The following is a 14654-nucleotide window of genomic DNA, read 5'->3' as shown; positions in this document are numbered from 1 at the left end:
TATGAAAAAATTAATTGGTATATTAGGTTCAATTTCTTTAGTTGCAACCTCTTCAGCAGTATTGGTTTCATGTAAAAGTAAAGTTGAAAGATTTTCTACACCTTCAATTAATAGAGATTTAATTAAAAAAATTATTGCTGGTATTTCAGGGAATTCAGATTATTCAAATGCACTTGATTTAGGTCAATATTATAAAGATAGTGACCTTCTTGATAAAGCTGTTCAAATTATTAATGATCTTTTAGGATTAAAAAATAGTTTTGACAAAACAAGAACATTATTACAAAACTTATCTACACCCGATTCTCATATAAGTAACTATGATGATAACAATGATGGAATTGAAAAATACAAAAAAAGTTATGATTCAGTAGCTCGAAATGTTGCCGAAAATAAACTATTTAATGAATATACAAAATCTATTCAAAATGATGAACCCCTAGATTATCATCAATCTGATGGTGTTCTATACAACTTTAATGTTACAACTGAGATTCCTGCTGGTTCCATTACTGTTTATGATAATGATGGAAAAGAAACAAAAAATGCAGAAGCAATTCCTGAGGGAAGCAAAGTATTATTTGGAGATGAACAAAAACCTTGAGAGATTTTTTCTGAAAATTTAGATAAATCTTCAAAAAGTGGTGACCATCTTCCATCTGTTAAAGATTTAACTCAAGAATATGATAAAGGTAAACATAACTTTTGAATAACTGATGCTAAAGGAAATAAACTTAGCATTTCTTCTACAACTGCCGTTTCATTAAGATTTCAAGATTATTTTGAAAATAAATTAATTAATGATATGAATGAAACAAAAATGGTTATGTCAAATATTTTCCAATTTTATCGTGTGGCTGATGGCAATTTATATTTAAACTCACTAAGTCCACTATTTAGCACTTCACAAGAATGAAATGATAATAATGTTTCTGATGCATGAAAAACAAACTTTAAAATGGTATGAACATTCCAATATGACAAAACTAAAGATTCAGATGTTAGAACTGCTTTAAATGCAAATGAAATTTTTAATAAAATTTCAGATACTGGTCTTTCAGATTACACACTAAAAAATGATAAAAATATTTCCAATATTGTAGATGCTTTAAAAAAAGCTTCAGACATTAAAGAAATTAATGATAAATCAGCATATGATCCTTATTTTGGAATTAGTGGTTTCCAAGGTTATACATTTGAAAAAGATTCAATTACTTATGGAGAAAATACATTAAGCGACAAATATAAATCACAAGTATCTGCATACAATAAAAAAGGTGCTGGAATAATTTATAATAATGCCAACCAATTTGGATTTGATGACGAAAAAGATGATACAAAATGTAATTTAGTTATTGTTCTACCAATTTATTTAGCAAACATTCTTGAACCAAATAAAAATAATGAAAATGAATTTGGTATTAGAGATGCTGCTGATAAAAAAATTGCAATTAACTTAGCAACCGGGAAAAGTAGTGATCAAAATAATCCAAATCCTTTACTAACAATTTGAAATAATGCGGTTAACTCTAAACTACATTCAAAAGATGTAACCGATTTAACAACTGATAAAAAAACATCACTAATCAATCAAATGATTTCTATGTTAGCTTCAAATGCTTCAATTCAGTCAAATGCAAAAACACAAATTTATAGTAAATACTTAAATGAAAAAGATATTTATTATTCAGGATTATGAGATAAAATCGGGACATATATTCATAAACGTGATGATGATGAAGACATGTAATTTAAAAGCTGATTGTTTATTTTGCAAAATTATTAAAAAAGAAGTGCCTTCTTTTTTAATAAAAGAAAATGACTATGCCTATGCATTCTTAGATATATATCCTAATTCTGTGGGACACACTTTAGTGATTCCTAAAAGTCATTATGATGATTATTCTTCATGTGACGATCAATACTTATTTGAAGTTAGTAAATTAGCTAAAGAAGTTGCAATATTATTAAAAACAAAATTAAAAGACATTAAAGGCTTTAATTATGTTGTAAATGAAAAAGCAATTGCTAGTCAGGTTGTCTTTCATTATCATATGCACGTTGTGCCTAAATATGAGAAATCTAAAGGCTTTGGTTTCATTATAAATGATGCTCCAACTAATTTAGATCTTGAAGAAATTAAAAATAAAATTATTAATTAAAAAACACCAACATGGTTGGTGTTTTTGTTTTTTAAAATCATTCTTTAAATATATATAAATATAGTTTTTTGATTGATTCTCCAAGTGCTCACGTCACAAATATTATTCCCGCTAACATTCCCCATCATCATGAGTCTGGTGTGCTCATATCAAATGTGGTGTCAATTCAAGGAGTGTAGGTTAATGCAATCATTGCTAAGGCAACCATTAAAACTATTAGTGCATATTTTGCACTTGGTCGTGATTTAATTAATGATAATTTTTCAGTTCGATAAATAAATAATAGTAATAATCTAGTTAAAAAACTTTCAATAAAATAAACTGTTTGAATTTTTTCTTTCGCGTTTACTTCATCTTTTCAACCAAACCCATAAGCTACAATTGCAATGTTCGATATCGACACAAACATTGGCAATAAACAGTTTCAGAGTGAAAAAATTGCAATTCTTTTTAGGTTTCATTTTACTGGGTTCTTTAAAGTTTGTTTATCAACAACATCATAGATAAAGGCAAAATTTAAGATATCAATTAACAGTGATTGTAATAATAATTCATTTGAATTTAAAGGAACAAAATCAAATAAAAGATTAGTCACAAAAAGTGATAATAACAATCCTAGGTTAATAGCAAATGTTAATTGTATATATTTAATTGAATTAATAAATGTTTTTCTTCCAATTACAAACGCTTCATCAATATTAGAAATTTTTGTTTCTTTAACAATAATGTCAGCAAATATTTTAGATATTGGTGTGGCAGTTTCGGGAACAATACCCACATCTGCCCTTTTAACTGCTACAGTATCATTTCGGCCATTGGCCAAATATGCTACAACATTTCCCTGTTTTTTATATTCATTAATTAACAATGCTTTTTGTCTTGGAGATAAATTTGCAAAAACGTTTACTTCTTCAATAATTTCTTTTTTATCATTTTGATATCCCATTTCTAATGTTTTAGAAAAGTTGATATTTGGAACTCCAGCTTCTTTCGCAGCCCACATTGTGGTCATTTCATCATCTGATGAAAACATTTTAAAATCAATATTATATTTAAGTAAACTTGTTAAAGATTCTTTAACATCTTCTTGTACAAGGTTTTGAAATAGCATGATTCCTTCAAAAACTAAATTATCTTCAACAATTGGATCATTAATATTTTTAATTTCTTTAGTTAAAACAAGAATTGATTTAAAACCTTTATCTATTTGGTTATTAACATATTCATAAAGCTTTGCCTTCATTTCTGGAGTAAACGGAACGATTGTGCCATTATCATTTACAAATTTAGTAATATTATGAACATTTTTAAATGTACCCTTTGTTATTTGCAAAGCTTTACCTGTTAGTTTATTTTTGACTATAATAGTCCCAATTTTTCTATAAAGATCAATTTCTTTTGTAGAAACTAGTTCTCAATATTTAACAATGCTTTCGGGATTTTTTTCATGATCTAAAATAACTTTTTCATATTTATAATTTAGTGAATTTTGGAAATAGGCATTCATGAAAGCAAGGTTATAAACATAATTTGATTTTTTTTCATTGTAGTTTATTGTGTTATACAAAATAAATCTTTGTTTAACAACCGGACCTGACTTATTAGTAATTAGTAAATTAACAGCACCCATATCTTGAATAGAATCAAAGTTTTTAATAATTACTTTTTTATTTTTAATTTGTGATGCTCCATATAAAAGATTAAATGCAACAAGCGCTGGTAACGCTTCTGGAGTTAATGAGATGATAATACTAATTGCAAAAAGCGCTGATTCTAATAAGCTAGAATTTGGATTTCATAAAATATGTGCCACACAAGCCACCGGAAAGACAACTAAGATTGATAGCATAATTCCAATCATCAATCTTTTTAATCCTTTTTTATAGAAAGATTGATTTTCTAATGTTTCTTGTGACAATAATTTAAATGAAGAATTATTTTCACCCACACCTGTAACCATTGCCAATGCAGTTCCAGAGATAATTTGTGATTGTGATAATAAAATATTTTGTAAATCATAAATATATTTTGCTGGCATATATTCAGCTGTTTTAAATACTTTTACTTTACTTCCCCTAATATGATTATCATTAACTGATAAATTAGAAGCTCATAGAACTCTCATATCACTAGGAACAATGTCTCCTTTTTGTAATAAAACGACATCTCCAATAGTTAAGGAATTTCTTGCAATAGAAAACACTTTACTTTGTAAATGTGGAATATCTACTTTTGATAAATCATCAATTTGATAATTTACAACATTATACCTATTGTTAATAACATCATATAATTCTTTAGAAACTTTATAACTTTTATAACCTAGAAATTGGGCCACAAACATATTTAAAGATAAAAGAATAAATGAAATTATTGCAGAAACTAAGTTGTCAACATTTGATGTTTGACCGTGCTCAGGGGCTTTAAAAAAATATATTCCTAAATCAATAAAAATCATTACAAACAACAAGATATTAAATGGTTCAATAGTTTCTTTTAAAAAATATAAAATATGATTAAATTTAGAAATTTTTGTTGTATTTAATCCATATTTTGAAATTCGGGTCTTTCGATTAGAAGCATCACCAAAAAATTTTAAATTAAAGTCTTGTAGTAATGATTGTTTTGATTGTTTTGCACAAGAAAAAATTGTTTCATCTTTTAATCAATGTTGTTTTTTAGCATTTTTTTTCTTATTCTTTAACATCTAAACTCCCTTTCTTTCCAATAATTATAAACTTTTATTTAAAATGTTTAAAATATGCTGTTCCATTTTCTGTAATAACTTTTGCTGTATATTTATCAATTTCAGCTCTTTCTAATTCGTCATTAATTTTATAAATTCTTGCATCCATTTCATCTAATGTTGAAAGAATGACCGCTTCGATAATTCGTGGTTCAATTGGTGAACCATATTCTTTTTTACCATGTGAGGCAATAATCATATGTTGCATTTTAAGAACATCTTGATTTTTTTGATCATCAATATTAGTCTCTAAAGAAATTAATCCTAGTTCTTGTGCTGTTGCAAAAATTAGTTGATTACCAATTGAAATGTGTCCAATTAATTTACCATAATTTGTATAGTCGCTTCCTTGTTTATCTTTAATTTCAAAGATTTTACCAAGGTCATGTAAAATAGTTCCACAACAAACTAATTCTCAATCAATATTTTTTGCATATGAGTAAACTGGTTTAATTTGTTTTGCTAATTTGTATAAAGAAATTGAATGTCAAAATAATCCTTCAACTACATTGTGATGAACAAACATTCCTCCAGGGTATTTTAAAAATTTTTCTTTATGCTTTTCTAATAGATGTAAAGTTATTTTTGAATAAGTTTTATTTTTAAAAGTTTTTAATTCTTCAATTAAATTTTTATATTCTTTTTCAACATCAATTGCAGAAGTAATTAAAAAATCTGCTTCTTTATAACCCATTTCAACAATTCTTTGAGGTGTTATTAAAGTATAGCTTTTTACTTTTAATTGAATTGTACCTTTAAAGACATTAACTTCGGCAGTAACATTTACATAATTGTTAGATTTAAGGGCTTCTTCATCTTCTTTTGAACTATCTCACAACCTTGCATCAATACGTCCCGTATTGTCGACGAAATTAAGTATTAGATATGTTTTTTGATTTGAAGTTGCAGCAATTGACTTACCAATTCTAGTTACAAATGAAACTTCTTTTAATTCTTTATTAATTTCTTTAATTCACATTTTTTATTTTCCTTTAAATAGTTTGTTAATTTTATCAACATCAATCTCATTATTGATGTCATTATTTTTTCTTGCTAGTTTTCCAATATGTACATTTTGGCTAATTCTCATCGCTGCTTTGAAATTTGTCTCATTAATTCCCCCGCCGATTAAAACTTTAGGATTATTAATTTTGGCTAATTCTTTAATTTTATCTTGGTTAGCTTCAAATGATGCGCCACAAGTTGTTAATACATTTGTAACATTATATTTTTGCAATAAATTATATTGATTTGTAAAATCGTCGACTAAATCAAACGCTTTATGAAATGTTATTTCTAAATGTTCTTTTCTTTTAATAACTTCTGCTAATTGTTTTTCATTAATTTTATTTTCAGTAGTTAATGAACCAAATACAATTCCATTAACTGCAGTTGTTTTAATAAAGTCAATTTCATTTAGCAATTTTTCAAACTCTTCATCTGAATATACAAACGAGTCTCAAGTTTCACGCACCATTACGTTAATAGGAATATTAGAAATTTCACAAGCTTCTAAAATTAGTTCTTTACTGGGACTTAAACCCTCTTTATCAATATCTCTGACTAGTTCAATCCTACTAGCATTTGATTGATTAATTTTTTTAACATCTTCAAGATTATATGCAATGACTTCTAACAACATTTATTTTCTCCACTTACTATGATTATAAGTATTTTTTTAGTTTGTTGACTAAATTTAATTTTTCTCATGGTAATTCTTCTTTACCAAAGTGACCATAAGTACTTGTTTGTGAAAAAATTGGAGTTCTTAAGTTTAATGTTCTAATAATGTTAGAAACACTAAAATCAAAATTATCATTGACTGCTTGATAAATTTTTTCCATAGATACCTTATTAGTTCCAAAAGTTTCTACAAAAATTGACACAGGTTGTGGTTTACCAATCGCATAAGATATTTGAATTTCTAATTTATCAGCAAAACCAGCTGCTACTAAATTTTTAGCTGCATATCTTGCCATATAACATGCTGATCTATCAACCTTAGTGGCATCCTTACCACTAAAAGCACCGCCACCATGACGAGCATATCCCCCATATGAATCAACAATAATTTTTCTTCCAGTTAATCCAGCATCCCCTTTTGGACCGCCAATAATAAATTGTCCAGTTGGATTAATTAAAACTTTATAATCGTTATTTAAATTATATTTTTTTGCAATTTTTGAAATGATTTCATTTTTAATATAATTTTTAAATTCTGCTTCAATATATTCTTTGTCATGTTGGACTGAAATTAAAACTGTATCAATTTTAATTTCATTTTTATTTGTATAGTCAATTGTAAACTGAGTTTTCATATCCGGCTTTGCTCATTTAAATTTTCCGCTTTTACGTAATCGTGAAGCTTCCTGGGCTAATTCGTGCGCAAGTTTAATTGCTAAGGGCATATAAGAATCAGTTTCATTAGTGGCATAACCAAACATAATCCCTTGATCGCCAGCTCCTAAATCATCTTCATTTTTTAATCCTAAGGCAATGTCGGGTGATTGTGTATTTACCATAACTTCAATTTTTAAAGTTCTTCAATCACAACCAATTGTTTCATCTTCATAACCAATCTTTTTAATTACTTCACGAGCAATTTTGTCATAATCAATTTTGGCACTAGTTGTAATTTCTCCACCAATAATCATTTTCTGATCACAAATAAATACTTCACACGCTACACGTGATAATTTATCTTGTTTTAAACATTCATCTAAGATTGCATCAGATACTTGATCACAAATTTTATCTGGGTGTCCTTCTGAAACAGATTCACTTGTAAATAATATTTTCATGTTAATTTCTCCTTATTAATAAAAAAAATATTCCTGGGAATATTTAAACAAAAGTTAGCCTTATTGATGGTTCCCCCCTATTTAAGCACCTTGCATTCCGTAGGTTGCTACTGCCTTGACGAGTTGTTTCTCTATGCAGTTCTGAATAAGAATATTTAATTTTCATTTATAGAATATCATAGTTTAAATATTTTTAATATAAACTCGTTCGATATTTTCAATTTTATTTTCATTGTCAAAAGTTAATTTAACTGCACAAAATTGTCCTTCACCTGAAGCTGAACGAAATCTTATTGGAAGACCAACTTTTTCTTTAAATAAAACTTCTTTTTTATTTGCCCCAATAACTGAATCAAGAGCACAAGTTGCACCAACATCACTAATGTATGCAGTATTGTTTTTTATTTGTTCATCAGCTGTTTGAACATGTGTGTGAGTTCCTAGAATAGCATCTACCATTCCATTGTATGTAGCAAAGAAAGCAATTTTTTCAGCAGTTGCTTCACCATGAAAATCAATAATATGAATATCAGAATTATCTTGTTCTAAAATATCATCCATCACTTCATAAAAGTTGTTAGTATTGGCATTAATAAAAGCTCTACCCAAGATATTTGTTACTCTAATATTAATTCCTTTATAAGAAAATACTTCAGTTCCTTTACCAGCAACAAAACGATTATAATTTGCTGGTCTTATAAAGTTTTGATTATCAATATATTCGTAAACATCTTGATTGTCAAATGTATGATTACCACCAGTAAAAATATCAATTCCTGATTCCATTAATTTATTATAATGTTGCAAACTCATGCCACGACCATGTGTTACATTTTCTGAATTTGCTATTACTAAATCAATGTTATCTTTGGAAATAATTTCATGTAAAAGAGTGTCAACTGTATCCCTCCCAACTTTTCCAAATATATCTCCAATAAACAAAATTTTTAGCATTATATTTCCTCAATTCTTTTTAATAATTCTTTATAATTATTTTCATTTGTTTTACTTGCGCAATCTTTTAAATCATAAATTGTTTTTTTCATACTTATTTTTGTTTCAAGATCTTCTAAATATAATTTTGTTTTACTTAAACTGTCATAAATCGCGTTTTTGCTAATCTTAAATTCATTGGCAATTTCTGATAATGAATAATCTTCAATGTAATACATTTCAAAATATTTTTGTTGTTTTAAAGATAACAATGATTTATAAAAATCATATAGTTGGATTGTTTCTAGAGATTTATCAAAATCATTACTAATTTTCATTATCATCCTCCATAAATCCACTTGTTAATTCAAAAACATAATCATCTAAATTAAATGGTTTTAAATCACCAACACTTTCACCAAATCCCACAAATTTTACTGGAATATTAATTAAGTCTTTAATGCATAAAGCAATTCCACCTTTTGATGTTGAATCCATTTTAGTTAAAATAATCCCCGTTACTGGTGCCACATCAGAAAATGATTTAGCTTGTACCACACCATTTTGTCCAGTATTAGCATCAATTACCATGAAACATTCATGGGGAGCTTTCGGTAATGTACGTTTAATAATTTTAAAGATTTTTTCTAGTTCTTGCATTAGGTTAGTTTTGTTTTGCAAACGACCAGCAGTATCAATTAACAACATATCATAATTTTCTTCAACCGCTTTTTTAACACCATCAAAGACAACGCTTGCTGGATCTTGGTGTGGTTTATCTGGTTTCAATAAATCAATGTCAGTTAAACGATTTGTCACTCATTGTTCTAGTTGTTCAACAGCACCCGCTCTAAATGTATCACCCGCAACAATTAAAACTTTTTTTCCTAAATTTTTATAGTAGTTTGCCATTTTGGCAATTGAAGTAGTTTTACCAACACCATTAACACCCATAATTAAAAAAACTGTTGGTCCTTCTTTTGCTAAATTTGGTTCAGCATGATATCTACCCCTATCATAAGCATCATAGATTTCTTCAGCAATTAATTCTTTAATAAATTCTGTTGATGAATCTTTTTTCACTTTTTTACGAATGTTTTTAGTAATTTCTAAAACCATCTTTATTCCCATATCAGTTTTAATTAAAATGTTTTCTAAGTCTTCAAAATATTCTTCATTTACTTTTTTATATTTTTTTGAAAGCCCTTTGATTTCTTTAGAAAAAGTTAAAGTACTCTTATTTTCTTTGTAATGCTTTTTAATTTCTTTTTTTTCTGAACGACGTTCTTTTAATTTTGATCAAAATCCCATAAAATTACCTTTTATTTTTTTTCTGTTTTTATTATTTCTTCTTGAATGATAGGTCTTTCAGTGTCGACAAATTTTCCATTTTTAATAAAGTACACAGTTTCTTGAACACCAATTAAATATTCTGCAATTCTTTCAATATCTTTAAGCTGTCTTATTATTCTAAAATTCCCTCTAATTTCTTGTGAGTTTTTTAAATTATTTGTTTTTTCTGCTAATTCTTTATGTAAAGTACTAAATGTTTTTGTAACTTCTAGTTCCATTTTTAATAATTGTTCTTTTAAATCTTCATTATAATTTTCAATAATTTGTGAAGTTATGTTTAACATTGAGTTAATAATATCAAATAGTTTTGAAATGTAACTAATGTCAACTGGTGCTGGTTTATGTTTTATTGCATATTCACAAATGTGTTTGGCAATATCGGCAATTCTTTCAATATCACGCGCAATAATAATTCCCCCAACAGCCAATCTTAAATCAGAGGCCACCATATGCTGTTTAGCAATTTTTCATAATGCTTGTTTAACATATTTATCTTGCACTTCATTAATGGCACTATCACCATCAATAACTTTTTGAAATAAAACCATATCATTTAGTGATAATGCTTCATAAGTTAAGGCGAATTGTGATTTAGTTTTTTCAATAAGATGATTTAATTCTCTTTTGATTTGTTTAATATCGTTATCTAAAATTTTATTATATGACATCTTATTCCTCCTATCCAAATCTTCCTGAAATGTAATCTTCTGTTTTTTGATGTTTTGGGTTTGTGAACATTTTTCTTGTTCTGTTAATTTCAATTAATTCTCCATTTAATAAAAATGCAGTATAGTCACTTACCCTAGCGGCTTGGGCCATTGAGTGAGTCACAATAATAATTGTGTACTCTTCTTTTAATTTTAAAATTAATTCTTCAACTTTTAAAGTAGCAATTGGATCAAGTGCTGATGTTGGTTCATCCATTAAGAGCACCTTTGGTTTCATGGCAATTGCTCTAGCAATGCAAAGACGTTGTTGTTGTCCCCCAGATAATCCCAATGCCGATTCTGACAATACATCTTTAACATCATCTCAAAGTGCTGCCTTTCTTAATGAATCTTCCACAATTTGATTTAATATTTTTTTATTTTTAATCCCTTGGTTTCTTGGGCCGAATGCGATGTTGTCATAAATTGAGAAAGGAAATGGATTAGCTTTTTGAAATACCATACCAACTTTATTTCTTAGATCCGTTAAGTTTATATCTTTATCTAAAATATTTTTATCATCAATAATGATTTCACCATCTGATAGTGTACCTTCAACTAAATCATTCATTCGATTAATGTTTCGTAATAATGTTGACTTACCACAACCCGATGGACCAATTAATGCTGTAACTGTGTTTTCTCTAATATCAAATGAGATATTTTTAAGTGACTGTTTTTTACCATTTTTATAATAAAAATTTAAGTTGTTAATTTTTATTATAACTTTTCTTTTGGAAACTGCTATTTTAGCTTTCTTAGGTTTATGTGATAATTCTTTTTCACTATCAATTTCAACTATTTTAACTGCTTTATCCATTGTCATCCTCCTCCTCTTCTATAATTGTTTTAATAATTTTCTTTCTTTCTTTTGCATTCTTTATTATGGTTTTATTCCTATTGTGATTAAATAGCAATTTAATTGATTTACTTTTTTTAATAAATCACTTATTTATTGAAATAATTGTGTTTTTTGAAAATAAACGTTCAATTCGTTGTTGAGCTAATTTAATTCTTTCTTTTACAGGAATTGGTTTTTTTAATGGATCAAGTTTTTCTGCTAAATATCTACTTAATCAATTTAATCCAAAAATAATTAAAATAATTATTAATGACATTTGATAAGCAATTCCTAATGAATTGTTACCAGTTCCCTCTGATGCTAACATATAAATTTTTGTTGTTAATGTAGCTCCTGGTGAAAGTAATCCTTCACTTGGCATTCTTACTGTTGTTCCTAATGTTAAATACACCGGAGCTGATTCACCAATGATTCTTGAAATTGTCAAAATTGTTCCTGTAACAATTCCCCTTGTAGCCGATGGTAAAATAATCAAGAAAATTACTTTAATCTTTCTAATTCCCATACCATAAGCTGCTTCACGATATTCCATGGGCACGTCGCTTAAACCATCTTCAAATGTAATTATTAGTGTGGGCAAGACAACCATTGTCATTGTTAATCCTGCAGCTAAGACCGACATAGGAATATGCATTGTAATTAAAAATAAGGTTAATCCAAATATACCAAACACAATCGATGGCGTTGAAGCTAATATGTTAATTGCAAATCTTAAGAATTTGGTAAAGAATGCTTTTTTGTTGGCGTATTCATTAAAGTATATTGCAGAAAATAATGCTAATGGCAATGCAAATATCATTGTTGTAATAACTAGCAAGATTGTAACAAGAATTGTAGAAATGATACCGTCTTGACTGCCACTACCACTTATGGAGTTGAATGCAGAAAATTGAAATCCAGCAACCCCATTAAAGATAATAGAAAAAATAATTCATAGTGTAAAAGCAACAATAATAAATAATGAAGTTAACATTAGTATTTTATAAAATCAACTATACATTGTTTTTGATAATTTATTTTCACCACTTGTTTTCATTAATAAACTCATTCTTTGTTCATCAAGTCCAAGTTTCTTTTTATTAATAATTAATCTTTTATATTTATATGTTCAGTGTTGATAATTTTTATGTGATTTTTTTCTTGCTGAAATTCTTGAACTTTTTTTTGCATTCATTCTTGATAAACTTAAAACTATTAAATTAATAATAATGATTACAATAAATAAAATTAATCCAATGGCATAAAGAGCGGATTCATGAGTTTTTCCTGAATTTTCTAATATTTCAATTCCAATAGTTCCTGAAAGTGTTCTTAGTGAAGAAAATATAAATCCACCAAATCCATTACTTGTATTTAACCCACCAGCCGAATTACCAGCAACAAGAATTACAGCCATTGTTTCTCCAATGATTCTTGCCATTCCCATAACAATAGCTGTAATAATTTTAGGCAACGCTGATTTAAAAATAATTTTCATTGTGGTTGCTTCTTTAGAAATCCCCAAACCAATTGAAGCAAAACGATATGATTCTGGAACTGCGGCAATTCCATTTACTGATAATGTGATCATTGTTGGTAGCGACATAAAGGCCAATGTAACTGAAGCTGTCATTAAATTTCCAGGAGTTTTTGCTCCTAAAGATACCATTAGATTACCAATATGACTTACAGCAAACAACCCAAATACAACTGAAGGAATACCGGCTAATAATTGAGTAATAGTAATAATAATTCTTCTTCCACGCTCACTCATATATTCACATATATAAAGTGATGAAAATATTGTTAATGGTATTGCAATTATTAATGCAAAAGCCAACATTACAATTGTAGAAATTATAATTCCTAGAATTCCATATGTGGCAGTTGACGAATTATCTTTTCCCGGATTTCAATTATCTGAAAAAATAAATTTTCAAATCTTTACTTCTTTAAATACATGGATTGATTTAATAAATATAAATAAAATAATCAATGTTAAAAACAACAAAACAAAGCTTGTAATTGATATTAAAAATAACTTAAAAATACCGTCGTTTTTTGACTTTTTAAATCCTGAAGTTTTAAATCAATTTTTAATTTGCATAACTATCCTTTAGAAATTATTTTGTTTAACACAAAATCTTTTACCAATCCTTCTTTGTCATAAATTTCTTGATGATCAAACAAGAAACTAACTAAATTTTTTGCTTGATTTCATGATGATTTTTTAGCTTTTAAAATCATATTAAATGGTCTAGAAAATGAATAATCTTTATTTTTTATATCAACACCATTAATCTCAAATGTAGTAAATTCTTTTTTTTGAATTTCATTTTGAATAAATCCATATGAAACATAACCAATAGAGTTTGGTGTATTTTTAATATTTTGCACCATCATTCCATTTGAAGTTGCAACAGATGAATCTTTAGAATTTTTAACATCTGCTAAATCATCAAATGCTGTTCTAGTTCCCGAACCTGATTCTCTAGCTATTGAGATAATTTTTGTTGAAGAATTAGGAATATCTTTAATGCCCTCTTCTTTTGCGAGTTGTTCTCATGTCAAAGAACCTTCATAAATTTTTTTTAAAATATTTGGGTGTTCTTTAAGATTAATGCTCGGTAATTTTTCATTTAATCAATTTGGTAAATTTCCAATAATTGCAATTTTATCAATTGCAAACTGAAGTGATAAAAACCGATTTTTTTCATTATTTAACATTTCAACAAAACTGAATGAACTATCATCTTTCACTTTAATAGCTTCACCATCTTTTATTAAAGTTTTATCTTGATATTTTTTATCTACAAATTCATTTCCCTTACTTAAAGTATTGTTTTCTACTTCTTTAGAAATAAACCCAATATTAAATGTATTGTTTTCTACTGAGTTAACGCCATATTGACTTCCCATTGAATTATAAATAATTTTTTTATGTGATTTATCTTTGTTTCAAATATTGGTTACTGCTTGCATAAACTCATTAACACTTGTAGAACCACCATACATATAGTAATTATTTGAAGAGAATATTGTTCATAATAAAATAGACAAAATTATAATTAAGCTTGAAATTATATAAACTATTTTTTTAATTTTCATTTT

Annotated in this window: 13 protein-coding genes; 2 read left to right on the top strand and 11 right to left on the bottom strand. The window is 27.2% G+C overall.

Going from position 1 to position 14654, the window contains the following annotated elements:
* The first annotated feature begins 1 nt into the window (after window position 1).
* The gene (locus tag AACL01_RS01075) at window positions 2-1750 is read left to right on the top strand and encodes a lipoprotein (protein ID WP_339023058.1); all 1749 of its coding nucleotides are present in this window, start codon (window positions 2-4) and stop codon (window positions 1748-1750) included.
* Window positions 1737-2162 carry an HIT family protein gene (locus AACL01_RS01070; RefSeq protein WP_339023056.1) on the top strand — a complete coding sequence of 142 codons (426 nt, stop codon included), beginning with the start codon at window positions 1737-1739 and terminating at the stop codon, window positions 2160-2162. Before AACL01_RS01075 ends, AACL01_RS01070 begins: the two co-directional genes overlap by 14 nt.
* Window positions 2163-2193: 31 nt before the next feature.
* Here AACL01_RS01070 and AACL01_RS01065 read toward each other — a convergent pair whose 3' ends face one another.
* From AACL01_RS01065 to ptsS, 11 genes are all read right to left on the bottom strand, one after another.
* Window positions 2194-4869 (bottom strand): HAD-IC family P-type ATPase, encoded by a 2676-nt coding sequence (locus AACL01_RS01065; RefSeq protein ID WP_339023054.1) that lies wholly within the window; start codon window positions 4867-4869, stop codon window positions 2194-2196.
* Between the two features lie 34 nt (window positions 4870-4903).
* On the bottom strand, window positions 4904-5887 hold the full coding sequence (locus AACL01_RS01060) for a 3'-5' exoribonuclease YhaM family protein (RefSeq protein WP_339023052.1): 984 nt from the start codon (window positions 5885-5887) through the stop codon (window positions 4904-4906).
* A 3-nt stretch (window positions 5888-5890) separates the two neighbouring features.
* The gene (locus AACL01_RS01055) at window positions 5891-6550 is read right to left on the bottom strand and encodes a copper homeostasis protein CutC (RefSeq protein ID WP_339023050.1); all 660 of its coding nucleotides are present in this window, start codon (window positions 6548-6550) and stop codon (window positions 5891-5893) included.
* 22 nt (window positions 6551-6572) lie between these two features.
* The gene (metK, locus tag AACL01_RS01050) at window positions 6573-7709 is read right to left on the bottom strand and encodes a methionine adenosyltransferase (RefSeq protein ID WP_339023049.1); all 1137 of its coding nucleotides are present in this window, start codon (window positions 7707-7709) and stop codon (window positions 6573-6575) included.
* Window positions 7710-7892: 183 nt separating this feature from the next.
* The gene (locus AACL01_RS01045) at window positions 7893-8663 is read right to left on the bottom strand and encodes a TIGR00282 family metallophosphoesterase (protein ID WP_339023047.1); all 771 of its coding nucleotides are present in this window, start codon (window positions 8661-8663) and stop codon (window positions 7893-7895) included.
* Window positions 8663-8980: a YlxM family DNA-binding protein gene (gene ylxM / locus AACL01_RS01040; RefSeq protein ID WP_339023045.1), complete on the bottom strand. Its 318-nt coding sequence runs from the start codon at window positions 8978-8980 to the stop codon at window positions 8663-8665. Before ylxM ends, AACL01_RS01045 begins: the two co-directional genes overlap by 1 nt.
* Window positions 8970-9953, bottom strand: a complete 984-nt coding sequence (gene ftsY, locus AACL01_RS01035; protein WP_339023043.1) for a signal recognition particle-docking protein FtsY — start codon at window positions 9951-9953, stop codon at window positions 8970-8972. Before ftsY ends, ylxM begins: the two co-directional genes overlap by 11 nt.
* 11 nt (window positions 9954-9964) lie before the next feature.
* Entirely contained in the window at window positions 9965-10663 is a 699-nt protein-coding gene (gene phoU, locus AACL01_RS01030) for a phosphate signaling complex protein PhoU (RefSeq protein WP_339023041.1), read from the bottom strand.
* Window positions 10664-10673: 10 nt separating this feature from the next.
* Window positions 10674-11522 (bottom strand): phosphate ABC transporter ATP-binding protein PstB, encoded by an 849-nt coding sequence (gene pstB / locus AACL01_RS01025; protein ID WP_339023040.1) that lies wholly within the window; start codon window positions 11520-11522, stop codon window positions 10674-10676.
* A complete protein-coding gene (gene pstA, locus AACL01_RS01020) occupies window positions 11515-13650 on the bottom strand; it encodes a phosphate ABC transporter permease PstA (protein ID WP_339023038.1) in 2136 nt (711 codons plus the stop codon). Before pstA ends, pstB begins: the two co-directional genes overlap by 8 nt.
* Window positions 13651-13652: 2 nt before the next feature.
* A complete protein-coding gene (gene ptsS / locus AACL01_RS01015; RefSeq protein WP_339023037.1) occupies window positions 13653-14651 on the bottom strand; it encodes a phosphate ABC transporter substrate-binding protein in 999 nt (332 codons plus the stop codon).
* Window positions 14652-14654: the final 3 nt, after the last annotated feature.

It is taken from the genome of Spiroplasma endosymbiont of Crioceris asparagi, assembly GCF_964020035.1.
GTDB lineage: Bacteria > Bacillota_I > Bacilli_A > Mycoplasmatales > Mycoplasmataceae > TIUS-1.
This window is presented reverse-complemented; position numbering and strand designations above follow the sequence as displayed.